Here is a 17428-nt window from a genome sequence, read left to right as displayed (position 1 = left end):
TTACACTCCTACCGCGACTGAAACAGGTTCTGCAAGCGATACTGTAGGTGCTAGACCCACTGGGTAACCGATATAACCTGTAGGTAAGTATTCAATCACTTGAACTGGAAGGACGATTTCAGCATCCCCTGCTTTCACAGCGATACGTTGACCATCTTGAACATTTAAGCGTGCTGCATCTTGCTCACCCACAGCAAACATTGCTTCAGGAATACGTGATTCCATCGCAGGTGTTTTCACTGTAAATTCACCAGAAGCGAAGATGTGATGCATCGGTACAAGACGGAAGCTTTCACCATTAACCGCAACAGGTGCAGGTGCAACGAAAGTACGTGCTGGTCGTTTCGCTAAACGATCGAATAAACGAACGCCTGCATCACCACCTTTTAAGTGACCACCCACGTTGTCTTGGAATTTGTTCCAAGCTTGTGGTGAGTTCCAGCCCGCTGACCAAGCAAATGGTACAAGTGAAGCTGGAGTTTGGTTACCTACATAACCTTCCATAGAGAACGTCAACGCAGAGTCTTTATCGACTGGTTGTTTTGGTTCATGAATAGAAAGTGGTGCGCGCATCGCAGTACGACCTGAGTAACGACGTGGTTCACGTGCCACTTTCAGACCATGTACACGGAAGCCAGCATCTGGTGCTACATCTTGAATTGCTTCAAGTGCAGGAACGTTTTTCGCTACTGACTCAATCACGTCATCAAGAACTGTCCAAGAAATCGCTTTGCCTTTCACGCCAGTTTCAATGGCATGTAACCAGCGCCAAGATTCTTTGATCGCAAGTTCTGGTTTGTAGTAGCTTGGGTCATACACTTGGTAGAAACGTTGTGCACGGCCTTCCTGAGAGACAACAGTACCATCACCTTCAGCAAATGAAGCAGCAGAAAGTACGATGTTGGCTTTTTTCACAGTTTCAGTTTCAGAATGATCAAGTACGATCACTTCTTTACCAGAAAGTGCAGCATTCACCTGCGCGGCTGGTAAACGACGATAAAGGTCATTTTCCACCACGATCACGGTATCGTAATCTTGTGCGAATGCTTGTTCTAAACTTTGACCACCAAAGATCGCTAAGCCCATTGAGTTCACTTCAGGAACAGTCAATGTTAAGCCCGCATTACCAAGGTTCTGTGCAACTTGTGCAGCAGCTTCCATGATTGATGCGTCTTGCAAGCTTGTACCAGAGATGATTAATGGTTTTTTCGCAGCTTTTAAAGTGTCAGCAATGGTTTGTGCAAATGCTTTTGCATCGTCATCCAAACCTAAGATCACTTCACCTTTGACAGCAGCAGCGACCGCAAAACCTAAACGTGCAATGTCGTTAGGTGATGCAACAACTTCACCTGTTGCAACATCAGCTAAACGTGTTTGAGTTGCAGCAAGGATGTAAATCGGAGATTTCGCATCTTGAGCAATACGTTGTACAGGCTCAGCCAACCACTCTTGCGTACGGCGCTCTGCAGCCATTTCTTTAGCTTTATTTTTCGCAGCTTGGCGAACGGATAGAGCCATACGTGGTGCAGTTTGAGTTAAGTCTTCACCCAAAATCAACACAGCATCGTAGCTTTCGATTTCACGCATACCTGGGTTATAAACACCTTCGGTTTGCATGATAGAAGCTGCAAGCTCAACAAGTTTTTGCTCTTTTTGAGACATACCTGTTGAGAAGTTGTCTTGACCTACAAGTTCGCGAAGCGCGAAGTTTGATTCAAGTGACGCACGTGGTGAACCGATACCCAATACTTTTTTGCCTTGGATATTTTCAATTACGGTATCCAATGCTTGGTCTACAGAAACTGTAGTCACATTTGCACCAGAGCGGAATTGTGGTTGACGTGGACGATCTTCACGGTTCACATAACCTGTACCGAAACGACCTTTATCGCAAAGGAAGTATTGGTTCACGTCGCCGTTAAAGCGGTTTTCTACACGACGTAGTTCGCCATAACGTTCACCCGGAGAGATGTTACAACCTGAAGAACAGCCTTGGCATACGCTTGGCGCATACTGCATGTCCCATTTACGGTTATAGCGTTCAGAGTGAGTTTTATCTGTGAATACACCTGTTGGGCACACTTCAGTCAAGTTACCAGAGAATTCAGATTCTAAAGTACCTGATTCTGGACGACCAAAGTAAACACGCGAAGCGTTTGCATACACACCAAAGTCCGTACCACCTGCATAATCTTTGTAGTAACGCACACAACGGTAGCACGCAATACAACGGTTCATTTCATGAGAAATGAAAGAGCCTAGCTCTTGGTTGTAATGCGTACGTTTTGTGAAGCGGTAACGACGACGGTCATGCTGAGTCATTACAGTCATATCTTGTAAATGACAATGACCACCCTCTTCACAGACTGGGCAGTCGTGTGGGTGGTTGGTCATCAAGAATTCAACAACAGAAGCACGGAAATTTTTTGCTTCGTCATCTTCAATCGAGATGTAGGTATTGTCAGATGCAGGCGTCATACATGACATAACTAAACGACCGCGAGTATCTTCAGGATTCGCGTATTGAGTCACAGCACATTGACGGCAAGAACCGACAGAACCTAAGGATGGATGCCAACAAAAGTATGGGATGTCGATGCCAAGGCTAAGACATGCTTGTAGCAAGTTCTCTGAGCCGTTGACTTCATACGATTTTCCATCGACATGAATTGTAGCCATAGTCGAATTCCTTAAGCTTGTTCTACGTTGCTAGTTTGAGCTGCCGCATTTACGACTTTAGCTTCAAACTCGCCACGGAAATGTTTGAGTGCGCCCATTAACGGTTCCATCGCACCTGGAGCATGCGCACAGAAAGTTTTACCAATCCAAAGCTTACGAGTCAGTTCTTGTAAGTGATCGATATCTTCTTTCTTACCTGTGCCATCTTCCAAGGCTTTAAGCGCTTTAACCGCCCAAGGTAAGCCATCACGGCATGGTGTACACCAACCGCAAGATTCACGCGCAAAGAATTCTTCTAAGTTACGTGTCGCAGAAACCATACACTGAGTTTCATCGACTACCATGAGCAAACACGTACCTAAACGTGAACCTGCTTTCATGATGCTTTCAGCATCCATAGGAAGGTCAATATGTTCAGCAGCAAGGAAGTCTGTAGAAGCACCACCTGGTAACCATGCTTTGAGTTTTAAACCATCACGCATACCACCCGCATGATCTTCAATCACTTCACGCGCAGTTGTACCAAATGGAAGTTCCCAAAGACCTGGGAATTTTACTTTGCCTGAAGCGCCATAAATTTTAGTACCTGGATCTTTCGACTTACCTTCAGATAAACCGATATACCATTCAGGACCACGAAGCATAATTGCGGGTAAGTTGTTGTAAGTCTCTACGTTGTTAACAATCGTAGGACGACCCCAAGCACCTGCAACTTGTGGGAATGGCGGTTTAGTACGAGGGTTCGCACGGCGACCTTCAAGCGAGTTAATCAATGCAGTTTCTTCACCACAGATATAACGACCCGCACCAGTATGCACGTGTAACTCGAAGTTCCAACCTGTACCTAAGATGTTTTCACCCAAGTAACCTTTGGCACGAATTTGGTCCAATGCTTCATTTAAGTATTGAGCCGCTTCGATGTATTCACCACGGATGAAGATATAACCCTGTGTTGCTTCTAATGTATAAGCAGCAATCAACATACCTTCGATCAACTGATGAGGAAGTTTTTCCATCAACAGACGGTCTTTAAAGGTACCTGGTTCCATTTCATCGGCATTACAGATGAGGTAACGAGGGCCTGAGTTATCATTTGGCGCCATAAGCGACCATTTGATCCCTGCAGGGAAGCCCGCACCACCACGACCTTTTACAGTCGCAGCTTTGATCACTTCAAGCACTTCTTTCGGTTGCATGCCAACAGCTTTCTTAAAGCCTGCATAACCTTCAAGTGCTTCGTAATCATCTGCACTGCGAACGTGTTCCTGTTTGCTCAAACGCCAAGTTAATGGGTGAGTTTCTGGGTTACCGTCGCCATAAATTGGTTTTGGTTCAGTATTCATACATACTTCTCCAATAACTGTTTAATTGAAGTCACTTCAACTAGACCGTGAGTGTCTTCGTCAATCATTAACGTCGGACCTTTGTCACAGTTACCTAGGCAGCAAATTGGCAATAAAGTAAAGCGACCATCTGCAGTCGTTTGACCAAATGAAATGCCTAATTCACGCTGGAATGCTTCAGCAAGTGTTTCCGCACCCATCAAGAAACAAGCAATTGAGTCACATAATAAAATTACGTGGCGACCAACTGGTTGACGGTAAATACGGTTATAGAAAGTTGCAACACCTTCTAGGTCTGCAAGGCTCATGCTAAGCAATTGCGCAATAGCATTCATCTGTGCATCATCTACCCAGCCATTACGGCGTTGTACACACTTCAACGCATCAAGACATGCTGCGCGTGGGTACGGATAGTGACCAATGTGATGTTCGATATCGTGGATTTCTTCCGCAGTTAAAATCCCTTCAACGTTCACACGTGGTTTTTTGTCAGTCAAAATCATCATAATGCGATTACCCCTTAGCGATCCACGTCAGCCATTACGACGTCAATTGTCGCTAAATAAATGATTAAGTCAGACATTAAGCTGCCGTTAATCACAGAAGGCATTTGCTGTAAGTGCGTGAAGGTTGGTGTACGGATACGTGTACGATAACTCATCGTTGACTTGTCTGAAGTCAAGTAGTAGTTCGACGCACCTTTTACCACTTCCGCCATTACAGAGCTTTCGCCTGCTGGCATTACAGGACCCCATGACACGCTCAAGAAGTGCGTAATCAATGTTTCGATGTCTTGTAAAGTTTTATCTTTTGGTGGTGGAACAGCCAGTGGATGGTCTGCTTTGTATGCACCAGAAGGCATGTTGTCTAAACATTGCTTGATGATTTTCAGCGATTCTTCAATTTCACGGAAGTGAACAAGAACACGTGCATAAGCATCGCCTTCGTACTCTAAAGGCACATCGAAGTCGTAGTTTTCGTAGCCGCTATAAGGACGGTATTTACGAACATCGAAATCAATACCTGTAGCACGTAGACCAGTACCCGTTACACCCCAAGCCAATGCAGATTTAGCATCATACTGAGCAACATTACGGGTACGACCGATAAATACTGAGTTTTTAAGTGCTGCAGTGTAATACTCGTTCATACGCTTCGGCATCCAATCTAGGATTTCGCGAATGAGGTGCTGCCAGTTGTTTGGCAAGTCGTGCGCTGTACCACCGATACGGAACCATGCTGGGTGCATACGGTAACCCGTGATCGCTTCGATCGCGTCATAGATTTTTTGACGGTCAGCGAACATATAGAATACTGGGGTCATACCGCCGGCATCCTGAATCGCAGTACCAATGAACAATAAGTGGTTATTGATACGGAACAATTCAGACATCATGACACGGATACATTGTGCACGATCAGGAACGGTAATCCCTGCCATTTGCTCTACGCCAAGAACGTAAGGCATGTTTTGCGCACAACCACCTAAGTAGTCAACACGGTCTGTATACGGAATGAATGAGTGCCATGTTTGACGCTCAGCCATTTTTTCCACACCACGGTGGTGATAGCCGATGTCAGGAACACAGTCTTTCACTTCTTCACCGTCCAACTGCAAGATCACACGGAAGGCACCGTGCGCAGATGGATGGTTAGGACCCAAGTTTAGGAACATGAAGTCTTCATCATCGTTCCCACGCTTCATACCCCAATCTTCAGGTACGAAACGAAGATGTTCTTGTTCGTAATCCTGTTTCGCTTGGTTTTGGCGATAAGGCGTGTATTCAGTCGCACGTGCAGAATATTCTTTACGTAACGGGTGACCTTCCCAATATGTTGGCAACAAGATACGACGGAGCATTGGATGCCCTTCGAAGTTGATACCAAACATGTCGTAAGCTTCACGTTCGTACCAGTTGGCATTTGGCCAATGTTGGTTGCCGTTGGAATGTTCAAATCTGACTCATTCAATGCAACTTTAATACGAATATCACTGTTACGCTCAAGCGATAACAGATGATAGAACACAGTGAAGTCAGATGCAGGCAGACCATCGCGGTGTGTACGTAAACGCTCATCAACCGCAGACAAGTCAAACAGCATCACGTATGGACGTGACACCGTACGCAAGAACATTAAAACTTCTTGTACACGTGCGCGCTCAACCCAGACTGTTGGAAAGTCTTCAAAAGTCGTTTGCACGTAGAAGTTCTCACCAAATTTGGTTTTGAGCTCTTCTACAATTGCAAATGCAGGGCGGGAATCAACTGGAGTTGATTCTGGCATAGCAATGTCAGTTTCAGCCATTGGCTTGGCTTCCTATTTAATACAAATTCAGTCAATCAAAACGACAATTACACCCAGTCCGGGTGTATCAATATTTCGTCGTAGTGATTATTTAATTTCATCCATTGAGCGTAAGTTTTTCACTGCAATACGCTGTGCGTTCTTACGGTCACGTTCTGGCATCATCTTTGGCTTATACACTGGCTTAAGATCATCACCAATCACTGCCGATAAAGGACGGCGCTCAAGTTGAATCTGGTCTTGCAATAACATCAATGCCTGAATTAAAGCTTCAGGACGTGGTGGGCAACCCGGGATATACACATCGACAGGGATGATTTTATCCACACCTTGCACAACTGAATAAATGTCGTACATACCACCAGAGTTTGCACATGCGCCCATTGAGATTACCCATTTAGGCTCAAGCATTTGCTCGTACAAACGTTGAATTACAGGCGCCATTTTCATGAAGCATGTACCTGCAACAATCATCAAGTCAGCCTGACGTGGTGAAGCACGAATAACCTCGGCACCGAAACGTGACAAGTCATGCACGCCTGTTAAAGTCGTTGCATACTCTACGTAGCAGCAAGATGTACCAAAGTTGAACGGCCAAACTGAGTTTTTACGACCCCAGTTTACTGCTGTATGTGCAACATCCTCTAAACGAGTCATGAACACATTTTTATTCACTTCTTCTTCAAGCGGATCGGTAACGATTTGACGCTCTTGAAGTGGATATTGATCAGCATCCGGATTCGCACGGGTTAATGTATATTTCATCCCGTCTTACTCCTTGTCAGATGATGCAGTCGGTGACTTAGATTTCACACGACCAGATGATTGCGCTGGAATTTGACCTGTAGGGTCCATAACCAACTCTTCAATAGAGTTAAAGCGTGTGATTTCTGCGATATCCATATTTGGCGAACCAATTTTAGGTTTAATTCCCGCCGCTTTACGCTTGTCAGAAGGTGACCAATTCAAACCACCAGAAGACAATTCATAAACCAAACCAGCAAGTAAAACTAAAATAAAGACTGCTGCAGCTGCAAAACCAACCCACCCAGTTTCACGAACAGAAGATGCCCATGCATAAAGGTAAAGTGCTTCGATATCGAACACCACGAAGAAGATCGCAACTAAATAGAATTTCGCAGACAAGCGAATACGTGCACCACCAGCACCTACTACACCTGACTCAAACTGCTCTTGCTTAGCACGACCCCATGATTTACCCCCAAGGAGTAAAGGGACGGTCAGCATAAAGACGCAAAGGAATGTAACGCCGATCACGAAGGCAATAATTGCCCAATCGTATGGAGTAATGGCACTCATGCGGGGATAACTCCTGGCAGGCCTATTTATTAACAAAGAATGTATGTATTGGCCTTCAAATACACCAAACACAAAATTAATCCCGCCAATTGTACCTGATTGAGGAGGCTTCTTGCTAGCTTATCGATATTCGTCTTTAGGATGATTTTTTAATCATTTCAGCATTTAAATTGGGTTTACTCCCTTAAATTTAGGATTAATCGCTTAATTAGATTAGATCTTATTTTTTTATTAATTATTACATTTATGCGATTTTAACAGAAAACTATGACTGTTCAGTTTCATGAACAAATCCTTCAACTTTTAGCTCATGTATTAAATTTTCATGGCCGTATCATTTATTAAATAAATTCCATCTTGTTTCAAATTGGTTGCCTGTTTGATTCCATCTATTAGCTTTGATCTTACCCCTAAAATGAAAAACAAGTTGAATTAGCACAAAGAAAAAAGGCTTTTTTTAGCTTCTTGTGACTTTTTTGCAATTCTTTGACACGACTCACAAAGAGTGTGATATTTGTAGTTAAAACACAAAAAGCAATCACAACGGAGAGACAATAATGACTTTAGAATTTACGCATAAACCCGATTATTTTCTATCTGCACAATTGGTGATTCACCATATTAAAAGCTACTTAGATAAGCATCCTGATGCTCAAAATGCCATTTTTGATTTACGTGATATTTATGAGTTGTTACGACAAGATTTAGCTTCTGCAACAACCAACCTTAACGGGATTATGAATATTGCAGATGAATATAAACTTGAGACTTTAAACGGTGATCAAAAACTTATTAGCAATTATTCTATCGATGCTAAAAACAACTCCTTACTCATCGATTTTAATGCAGATGCTCTTGCCGCATTAAAAAATGGCAAACCTATTATTGAACCCGATGCAACAATTACGGAATAAGTAGAAAACTGATATCAAAAAGCCATTCAAATTGAATGGCTTTTTATACTTATCATTCACTAAAATCAGCTTAGCTACATATCTAAGCTTACTTAATTTTCATTGGTACTCGGCTCTTTAATATCTAACTTCGGTTTATTTTTCTTAAAACGAGTTGCAGGCCATGTCATGGTGAAACGCGCTCCACCTAATATTGGACTTTCATCAATATCAATAGTCCCGCCAAACCAATATGCAATACGACTAACAATCGATAAGCCTAAACCATAGCCCCCTGAAGCACGGGTACGACTATCATCTAAACGCGCAAAGGCATCAAAAATACGCTTACGATCTTCTTCTGGAATGCCGGGGCCATCATCTTCAACACAGATATAAGCCATACCTTCATCATTCACACCACCACTAATCAGCACTTTATCATCACAATATCGCACTGCATTCCCCACCAAGTTTTGTACAACACGGTGTAAATAGCGACGCTCGGTTTCCACAACCACTCCAATTGGTGGTGCTTGCAATTCCAAGGTTTTCCCAGTCTTTAAGGCTTCAGTTTCAATCAAGACCTGATCTAAAACTTCAAACAAGCTAACATCTTCAAATTCTAAAGATGGCATGCCCTGCTCAAGTTTGGCATAAGTCATGATTTCATCAATTAAAGTATTTAGAGCCTCAATATCTTTATCAATCTGTTCGACTTGCTGCTGACGGTAGTCATAATCATCTTCATCCGCCATCATTTCTACACCAAAGCGAATACGTGCCACGGGTGTCCGCAGTTCATGCGATACCGCGCGCATTAACTCACGCTGAGCTTCAATTAAACGCTCAATATGATCTGACATGGAGTTATAGCTCGATGCTAAAGTACCAAACTCATCCGTGCTTTCGACAGGCAGACGTACAGATAAGTCCCCGCCCTTCATTTTATTTAACGCATAATTTACAGCACGCAGTTTACGTTGCATCGGCACCAATAGACCATAAACACCCAAGCTCAAGACAAACAAGCTCAGTAGCGTAATACCCGCTGCCAACTGGAAAGGCATCCAATTAAACAGTGGCACAGGCCCCATAACCAAGACTTCTGAAGTTGAGCTTGGAATTGGTGATACGATCGAAATAGTTGTGCCGCGCTCAGTCGCACTATCACGATACAAAATAATGCTGTGATCTAAACGTAGTCGGCCGATTTGCTCAGAGTCTAAAGGTAAACTTTGAACATTTTGAATTGAAATTGGATAAGAAAAATGATGTTGGATTTTTTCAAGATATTGTTTTTCTTGACCTGGGTAATACACCAAATAATCCAGTATAAATACAGGCAATGCTTTCATTTGGCGTTCTGAAATATTATCAGCTTTTATATACAGTAGATGTGCAGGGTCATCTTTTAAGCCAATAATAATATAAGCTGCTGTGGTTTGTGCGTCCCAACGCACTACAGCTTTACGCTCTTCTATACGTTTTGTTTCCGCTCGGGTTAAATCAACCTGATTAGCTTTTACATAATAAATAGGCAACTCAAGTAGATCGGATGCATCTGACACCCAATCTGACTTTTGTTGTTCATTTGGCTGACGTGCAATACCTTCACTTATAATGAAAGCCAAACCGTCAGTAAGCGATTCACGATATTCTTGCGCGCGCTGGTAGTTAATGATTTGCACCAGCAAATAGCCAAATGTAGCGACTAAAAAGACTAAAATCAGTAGCCCCGCATAAACGCGCAAAAATATACTGTGTTTAAACACGTAAAAGTGTCCTACTTTTCCAAACTAAGGGACGGTATTTTACATTAAATGCCGTTGGTTTCTTTTACGAATAAATAACCTTTACTACGTACGGTCTTAATACGTTTCGGGTTTTCTGGATCATCACCAATTTTTGGACGAATTCGCGAGATACGCACGTCAATTGAACGGTCTTGACCATCGTATTCAATACCACGCAGACGCTCAAAAATATCTTCACGAGAAAGAATGCGACCCGCATTAGATGCCAACAACCATAAAAGGTCATATTCTGCACTGGTAAAGTCAACCAACTCATTATTGAGTGTGACAGAACGACCACCATTATCAATTACAAGATCATCAAATTCGATGCGCTGTGCAACTTCATCTTCTGGTGCTTTGTCTGTACGACGTAATAATGCACGAATACGTGCCAATAGAACACGAGGCTGAACAGGTTTCGCCACATAGTCATCGGCACCCATTTCTAGACCCAACACTTGGTCCATGTCTTCGGTACGTGCAGTCAACATTAAAATTGGTTGATGGTAGTGTGGACGAACTTCACGACAAATGGTTAAACCATCTGCACCCGGAAGCATCACGTCGAGTAATACCATATCTGGTTGTTCAGCGATAATACGGCGAATCGCACGATTACCGTCTGGTTCTACCCCAACTTCAAGTCCGTTACGGATTAAGTATTCTTGAGTTAAACGAGCAAGACGCTCATCGTCTTCAACAATTAAAATTTTAGGTAACTTTTCTTCTTGGCTCATTGATTGCCCCTTATTTGATTGGGCGTATCCTATTTGAAATCCGATAGATACGCTTAAACATAGTTTGCAATATACACACGTTTACATTGTAAACAAGATGGCATTCACCAAACTGATACATCAATATCGTATTTTGTAATAAAATTTAACCTGCTACATTTTTGCAGCCGTATTTACCAATCATTTCCATGCCCTATTGCTCACAATAGCAACAATTATAAATTTGGATACATTTTCATCGAATAAAAACTGACTGATTAATTCACAACTTTTTAGGCTTTCTGAAGTTATCCACAATGTTATCTATAAGCACTCTTTTTCGACTTTGCTATGCTATGCCCTTGTCGGATAAGGCATATATAACAAAGATAAAAAATAGGGATTTTTTGAGATGGATTTCTGCCAGAAAAGTTCAAAGCATTTAGTAAAATGTCAATATTGATATACCCTGAATTTTCCCGTATCTTGTGTTCAATAAATTTTTAAACCACTAGGTCTTGTGTTTAAACCTCAAACACTGTGGCATAAAAATTGCCCAGTTCAAACGGTCCTAACATAAAAATAGATGACAAATGGAGCTATGCTAGCATGAGCGTAACGAATTCAACCCCTGGTCAAATTCAGGTGATTAAACGCACCGGTGACGTTGCACCTTTTGATGCAGAAAAAATCTCTGTGGCGATTGGTAAAGCGTTCTTGGCCGTTGAAGGCCAGCAAAGCGCTGACTCCAGCCGTATTCATGACCGTATCTCTCAATTAACTGAGATGGTATTGAATACCTTTAACCGTCGTTTACCTTCTGGCGGTACCATTCATATTGAAGAAATTCAGGATCAGGTTGAACTTGCGCTTATGCGTACAGGTGAGCAAAAAGTTGCTCGCTCTTACGTGATTTACCGCGAACAACGTGCCGAAGCTCGTAAACAAACTGGTGCTCACCACCACCCTACTTTACAAGTGACAGGTTCAAACGGTCAGCTTAAACCGCTTGATCTTGGCGCACTTGAGGCAAATATTGTTAAAGCAGCTGAAGGTTTAGAAGGCATCGATGTTCGAGCGATTATCGATGAGACTGTAAAAAACCTTTATAACGGCGTAAAAGAGTCAGACATATCAACGACCATGATGATGGCTACTCGTACACGTATCGAACAAGAACCAAACTATACATATGTGACTGCGCGTTTATTGCGTAACGACCTTGTTGCTACAGGGTTAGAGTTCTTAGGTTTAGATACTGACACGAATGAAGGCGACGCTTTAGAAACTTTCTTGAAGAAAGGTATCGAGCTTGATCTTCTTTCTCCAGAACTACTTAACTTTGACCTTGCAAAATTGGCTGCTGCGATTCAACCAGAACGCTCAAACCAATTTACTTATTTAGGTCTACAAACCTTATTTGACCGTTACTTCATCCACTCAGATGGTGTACGTTTCGAATTACCACAATTATTCTTCATGCGTGTTTCAATGGGTCTTTCATTGAACGAAGCAAACCGTGAAGAACGTGCAATCGAATTCTATAACTTATTGTCTAGCTTCGATTACATGGCGTCTACGCCTACTCTATTTAACTCTGGTACTTTACGTCCACAGTTATCTAGCTGTTACTTAACAACGATTTCAGATGACCTTTACAACATTTATGGCGCAATGCGTGATAACGCAATGTTGTCTAAATGGGCGGGTGGTTTAGGTAATGACTGGACACCAGTTCGTGCGCTTAACTCGTACATCAAAGGTACAAATGGTAAGTCACAAGGTGTTGTACCGTTCCTTAAAGTTGCCAACGATACTGCTGTTGCAGTCAACCAAGGTGGTAAACGTAAAGGTGCAGTATGTGCATACCTTGAAACTTGGCACTTGGACATCGAAGAATTCCTAGAACTTCGTAAGAACACAGGTGATGACCGTCGTCGTACACACGACATGAACACAGCGAACTGGGTTCCTGACTTGTTTATGCAACGTGTATTCGAAGATGCTGAATGGACTCTGTTCACACCATCTGAAACACCTGATTTGCATGACCTAACAGGTGCAGAATTTGCTGAACGCTATGCTTACTATGAAGGCATTGCGAAAGAAACCAACATGCTACATAAGAAAGTCCGTGCGAAAGACTTATGGCGCAAAATGTTGTCTATGTTGTTTGAAACTGGTCACCCTTGGATCACATTCAAAGACGTATGTAACTTACGTTCACCACAACAACACGTTGGTGTAGTTCACTCTTCTAACTTGTGTACAGAAATTACGCTGAACACTAACGAAGATGAAATCGCAGTATGTAACTTAGGTTCAATTAACCTTGTACAACACGTGCAAGGCGGTGTGTTAGATCGTGAAAAGCTTGCTCGTACAGTTAAAACTGCTGTTCGAATGCTCGATAACGTAATTGACATCAACTACTACGCTGTTCCTCAAGCGCGTAACTCGAACTTGAAACACCGTCCAGTAGGTATGGGTATCATGGGCTTCCAAGATGCTTTATACGAAATGAAATTGGCTTATGGTTCTGATGCTGCGGTTGAGTTCGCTGACGAATCGATGGAAGTGATTTCTTACTACGCGATTCAAACATCTAGCGATTTGGCACTTGAACGTGGTACTTACGAGACATTTAAAGGTTCACTTTGGGATCAAGGTATCTTGCCAATTGACTCTTTAGATATCGTACAAAAAGCTCGTCCTGACCGTATGTTCGAAGTTGACCGTACAACACGTTTGGACTGGGATACTTTACGTACTAAAGTTCAAAAAGACGGTATGCGTAACTCAAACGTGATGGCGATTGCACCGACTGCAACCATTTCGAACATTTGTGGCGTGTCTCAATCAATCGAACCAACTTTCCAAAACTTGTATGTGAAATCTAACCTTTCTGGTGAATTCACTGTGATCAACCCGTACCTAGTACGTGCGTTAAAAGATCGCGGTCTTTGGGATTCTGTAATGGTGAACGACCTGAAACACTTCGAAGGTTCGGTTCAAAAAATTGCACGTATTCCTGAAGAGCTTAAAGCAATCTTCGCGACTGCGTTCGAAGTTGAGCCACGTTGGATTGTTGATGCTGCATCACGTCGTCAAAAATGGATCGACCAAGCTCAGTCTCTTAACCTTTACATCTCTGGTGCAAACGGTAAGAAACTTGATATGACGTACAAAATGGCATGGTTACGTGGTCTTAAGACGACTTATTACCTACGTGCATTGGGTGCGACTTCTGCTGAGAAATCAACCATTAACACTGGCGCATTGAACGCAGTTAAGCCTGCAACTGTAGCAGCTCCTGTTGCCGCGGTCGCAGCACCTGAAGCAAAACCAGAAGTTCCTGCAGAGGAAGACGGTTTTGCAAATGCAGCGCCAGTGCCACAAGCATGTTCAATTGATAATCCTGATTGTGAGGCTTGTCAGTAAGTTAACCCATTTAGGAATCAACCGAGATTTTCTCATTATTGCGGTATTAGCAATGGTTGATTCTTATGAGTGGTTAGCATAAGAACTCACTTTATTGCTAATTCGTTATGATTGATTCCCTTAGAGGAAAAGAACATGTCGAAAGAGCTGAAAAAATTTAAGAAGAAAGCTCGCATTGTGCGTAAGCAAACTCAGAAATTCTGTATGCAATGCCTTCTTCCCTGTTCCTTGGTTGTATTCATTTATGCAAACCAACCAAAAGAGCAAAATATTGAAAATTTTAAGCCAACTACTCAGGTAGCTGCTTAATACAATCCCCCTAAATCCCCCTTTTCCAAAGGGGGACTTCCGTGAAAACAAAATAATTCACGGAAATCCCCTCCTTTATTAAAGGAGGGGTTTGGGGAGGATTTAATATTTAACAATCAAGGACACCACCATGCCACATATGACACATAACTATCAGTTAGGGCTTATCGCTTTGGTGGTTTCCTTTATTTTGACTTTTTATGTCCCGATCGCCTATTTCTGGTTTAAGGCATATAAATCGCGTAATCAAAATAAGTAGTGGGGATATTTGCTCTACCGAACACTTTTAGAGCAGTGATCGACAAAACTTAATTTTGCTTACACAAATTGAGCGTATAGTAGGACATCTCAGCGACGCTGGATGTCTATAAAAGATATAAAGCAACGAAGAGAGAACTGTTATGTCTATCCTAAGTTGGGACGATTTCGAAGATGATGAACCGAAACAAGCTGCACAAGCTCACCAGCCTGCGCCCGTCGAACCGCAAAAAACGACTAATTCGCAAGTGGTATCTAATGCACAGCACTCATCGCCGAATTTGGCAGCTGCACAACCCGCTCGAACCAGTACAAATCGACCAACAGATCCAACCGATCCGTTGGCAAGAGCATCTAACGCTCTAGAAAATCTAGACGTTGCACCTGGCTTAGAAGAGCTAGAAATGGGTGCTCAGCGTGTTCAAGTTGACGATAAAGCGATGATCAACTGCCGCGCTGACTTAAACCAACTTGTACCGTTCAAATACGAATGGGCTTGGCAAAAATATCTAGACGGTTGTGCAAACCACTGGATGCCGCAAGAAGTGAACATGAACCATGACATCGCACTTTGGAAGTCTGAAAATGGCTTAACCGAAGATGAGCGTACCATTGTTATGCGTTCTTTAGGTTTCTTCTCGACTGCGGATTCTTTGGTTGCAAATAACTTGGTTCTTGCAATCTACCGTCACATTACCAACCCTGAATGCCGTCAGTACATCTTACGTCAATCATTTGAAGAAGCGATTCACACGCACGCTTACCAATACTGTATCGAATCTTTAGGCATGGACGAAGGCGAAGTCTTCAACATGTACCGTGAAATTCCTTCAGTGGCTCGTAAAGCAGCTTGGGGTCTGAAATATACACAATCTTTAAGTGATCCTACGTTCAAAACAGGTACACCTGAAAACGACCAAATCTTGCTTCGCAACTTGATCGCGTTCTACTGCGTACTTGAAGGTATCTTCTTCTACTGTGGTTTCAGCCAAATCTTGTCTATGGGTCGTCGTAACAAGATGAATGGTGTTGCTGAGCAATTCCAATACATCTTACGTGATGAATCTATGCACTTGAACTTTGGTATCGACATGATCAACCAAATCAAGATCGAAAACCCTCACCTATGGACTGCTGAGTTCCAAGAAGAAATCATTCAAATGATTCTTGAAGGTACTATGCTTGAAATCGAATATGCTCGTGACACTATGCCACGCGGTGTATTGGGTATGAATGCAGGCATGATGGAAGAATACTTGAAGTTCATCTGTAACCGTCGTTTGAGCCAATTGGGCTTGCCTGAACAATTTGCTGGTGTGAATAACCCATTCCAGTGGATGTCAGAAATGATGGACTTACGTAAAGAGAAGAACTTCTTTGAAACTCGCGTAACGGATTACCAAACTGGTGGTGCGTTAAGCTGGTAATTGATATTCAAAAGGGAGGCTTAACAGCCTCCTTTTTTTTAATTTTTTTTAAAATAAAATGGAGAATAAAACAATGCCTGATGATATCGTCACGCGACACATAAGTTGTCAGTGAAAAATATTATTTTGCATCTTGCTTTTCTTTTGCGACACATGCCACTACTTGTAACACAAGACCTTCAACAAAGGAGTTATCTTATCTCATATCTCCTAAAAGAAAATGGGCTGTTATTATGAGATTGGAAATGTTCTAGTTGTTTTAGGGGGGATTACCCTTTAATCCAATTATTTCTTACTTTAAAACTAAGACATTTTTCAGGCTTTTCAACTTACAGAAGATATCTATTTGTTGAAATTTCTTTGAATTCTATGGTTATATTTTATGTATTCGGTGTATGCCCATAGACATATTCATCTTTTGTCTGAAAAAAGAAATCAAAGCTTTGACTCATTAACGGATCTTGTTGGCTTTGCTTTTGGTAGATAAGTGCAAGGCTTTTGAGATAGTGATTAATCCAATCTATTTTGTTACAAAAGAAGGCATAATCTTTTAGATCCTTGTAAAGATTATTTAATTCTTCAGAAATGTTTTCAATATTTGGCTGAAACAACCAAACAGTAATATGCATTGGCTTTATTGCTGTAAGCTCATAAGGCTCCAATGGAGAAAAACGTTGGATGGTATAAAGTTGTGCACCATATTCACTGTAACTTGAACAAAGTAGTTTTGTGTTTTCAACCTGAAAGTAGCCTGTACCTAATTCTAGTTCTCTGATTTGTCGTGATATTTCTAAGCATTGAGGAAGCTTATTCATGTCTGATTGAGTAAGTTTCTTAAATAACTCAATGGCTCGACTAATCACATAGCTTTCGCCCGTTCCAGTGATAATCCCTTTATCCCATAATTGAATTTTAGCAATTTTTTTAGTATCGAAT

12 protein-coding genes and 1 pseudogene are annotated in these 17428 nt (G+C 42.1%); 4 read left to right on the top strand and 9 right to left on the bottom strand.

The window, feature by feature from the left end; all coding sequences use genetic code 11:
• The 6 genes and pseudogenes from nuoG to ndhC all read right to left on the bottom strand — a co-directional run bounded on the left by nuoG (position 1) and on the right by ndhC (position 7649).
• Positions 1-2679, bottom strand: a complete 2679-nt coding sequence (gene nuoG, locus AVJ20_RS08455) for an NADH-quinone oxidoreductase subunit NuoG (protein ID WP_111884891.1) — start codon at positions 2677-2679, stop codon at positions 1-3.
• An 11-nt stretch (positions 2680-2690) separates the two neighbouring features.
• Positions 2691-4022, bottom strand: a complete 1332-nt coding sequence (gene nuoF / locus AVJ20_RS08450) for an NADH-quinone oxidoreductase subunit NuoF (protein WP_111884890.1) — start codon at positions 4020-4022, stop codon at positions 2691-2693.
• Positions 4019-4528, bottom strand: coding sequence for an NADH-quinone oxidoreductase subunit NuoE (gene nuoE / locus AVJ20_RS08445; RefSeq protein ID WP_078191103.1), 510 nt, complete (start codon positions 4526-4528; stop codon positions 4019-4021). The genes nuoF and nuoE overlap by 4 nt, the downstream gene beginning before the upstream one ends.
• Before the next feature lie 14 nt (positions 4529-4542).
• A pseudogene (gene nuoC, locus AVJ20_RS08440) lies at positions 4543-6329 on the bottom strand (NADH-quinone oxidoreductase subunit C/D).
• Between the two features lie 87 nt (positions 6330-6416).
• Entirely contained in the window at positions 6417-7094 is a 678-nt protein-coding gene (locus AVJ20_RS08435) for a NuoB/complex I 20 kDa subunit family protein (RefSeq protein ID WP_078191105.1), read from the bottom strand.
• A 6-nt stretch (positions 7095-7100) separates the two neighbouring features.
• Complete coding sequence (gene ndhC, locus AVJ20_RS08430; protein WP_078192295.1) at positions 7101-7649, bottom strand: NADH-quinone oxidoreductase subunit A; 549 nt, start codon at positions 7647-7649, stop codon at positions 7101-7103.
• A gap of 557 nt (positions 7650-8206) precedes the next feature.
• On the opposite strand from ndhC, the gene AVJ20_RS08425 reads away from it, so the two are divergent.
• Entirely contained in the window at positions 8207-8563 is a 357-nt protein-coding gene (locus AVJ20_RS08425) for a hypothetical protein (RefSeq protein WP_078192296.1), read from the top strand.
• A 92-nt stretch (positions 8564-8655) separates the two neighbouring features.
• Here the strand turns inward: AVJ20_RS08425 and bfmS are convergent, their stop codons facing one another.
• Positions 8656-10317, bottom strand: coding sequence for a sensor histidine kinase BfmS (gene bfmS / locus AVJ20_RS08420; RefSeq protein ID WP_078192297.1), 1662 nt, complete (start codon positions 10315-10317; stop codon positions 8656-8658).
• 44 nt (positions 10318-10361) lie between these two features.
• A complete protein-coding gene (gene bfmR / locus AVJ20_RS08415) occupies positions 10362-11078 on the bottom strand; it encodes a response regulator transcription factor BfmR (protein ID WP_067764711.1) in 717 nt (238 codons plus the stop codon).
• Between the two features lie 588 nt (positions 11079-11666).
• Here bfmR and AVJ20_RS08410 point away from each other — a divergent pair.
• The 3 genes from AVJ20_RS08410 (at position 11667) to AVJ20_RS08405 (ending at position 16492) form a co-directional block, all read left to right on the top strand.
• On the top strand, positions 11667-14498 hold the full coding sequence (locus tag AVJ20_RS08410; protein ID WP_111884889.1) for a ribonucleoside-diphosphate reductase subunit alpha: 2832 nt from the start codon (positions 11667-11669) through the stop codon (positions 14496-14498).
• A gap of 135 nt (positions 14499-14633) precedes the next feature.
• Positions 14634-14807, top strand: coding sequence for a hypothetical protein (locus AVJ20_RS18340; RefSeq protein ID WP_162689752.1), 174 nt, complete (start codon positions 14634-14636; stop codon positions 14805-14807).
• A 401-nt stretch (positions 14808-15208) separates the two neighbouring features.
• Positions 15209-16492 carry a ribonucleotide-diphosphate reductase subunit beta gene (locus AVJ20_RS08405; protein ID WP_111884888.1) on the top strand — a complete coding sequence of 428 codons (1284 nt, stop codon included), beginning with the start codon at positions 15209-15211 and terminating at the stop codon, positions 16490-16492.
• Positions 16493-16872: 380 nt separating this feature from the next.
• Here AVJ20_RS08405 and AVJ20_RS08400 read toward each other — a convergent pair.
• A partial coding sequence (locus AVJ20_RS08400; protein WP_111884887.1) for a hypothetical protein occupies positions 16873-17428 on the bottom strand: 556 nt, incomplete at its 5' end.

The organism is Acinetobacter sp. CFCC 11171, assembly GCF_003268405.1.
GTDB classification, from domain to species: domain Bacteria; phylum Pseudomonadota; class Gammaproteobacteria; order Pseudomonadales; family Moraxellaceae; genus Acinetobacter; species Acinetobacter amyesii.
The sequence above is the reverse complement of the archived record's forward strand: the minus strand, read 5'-3'. Positions and strand labels throughout refer to the sequence as shown.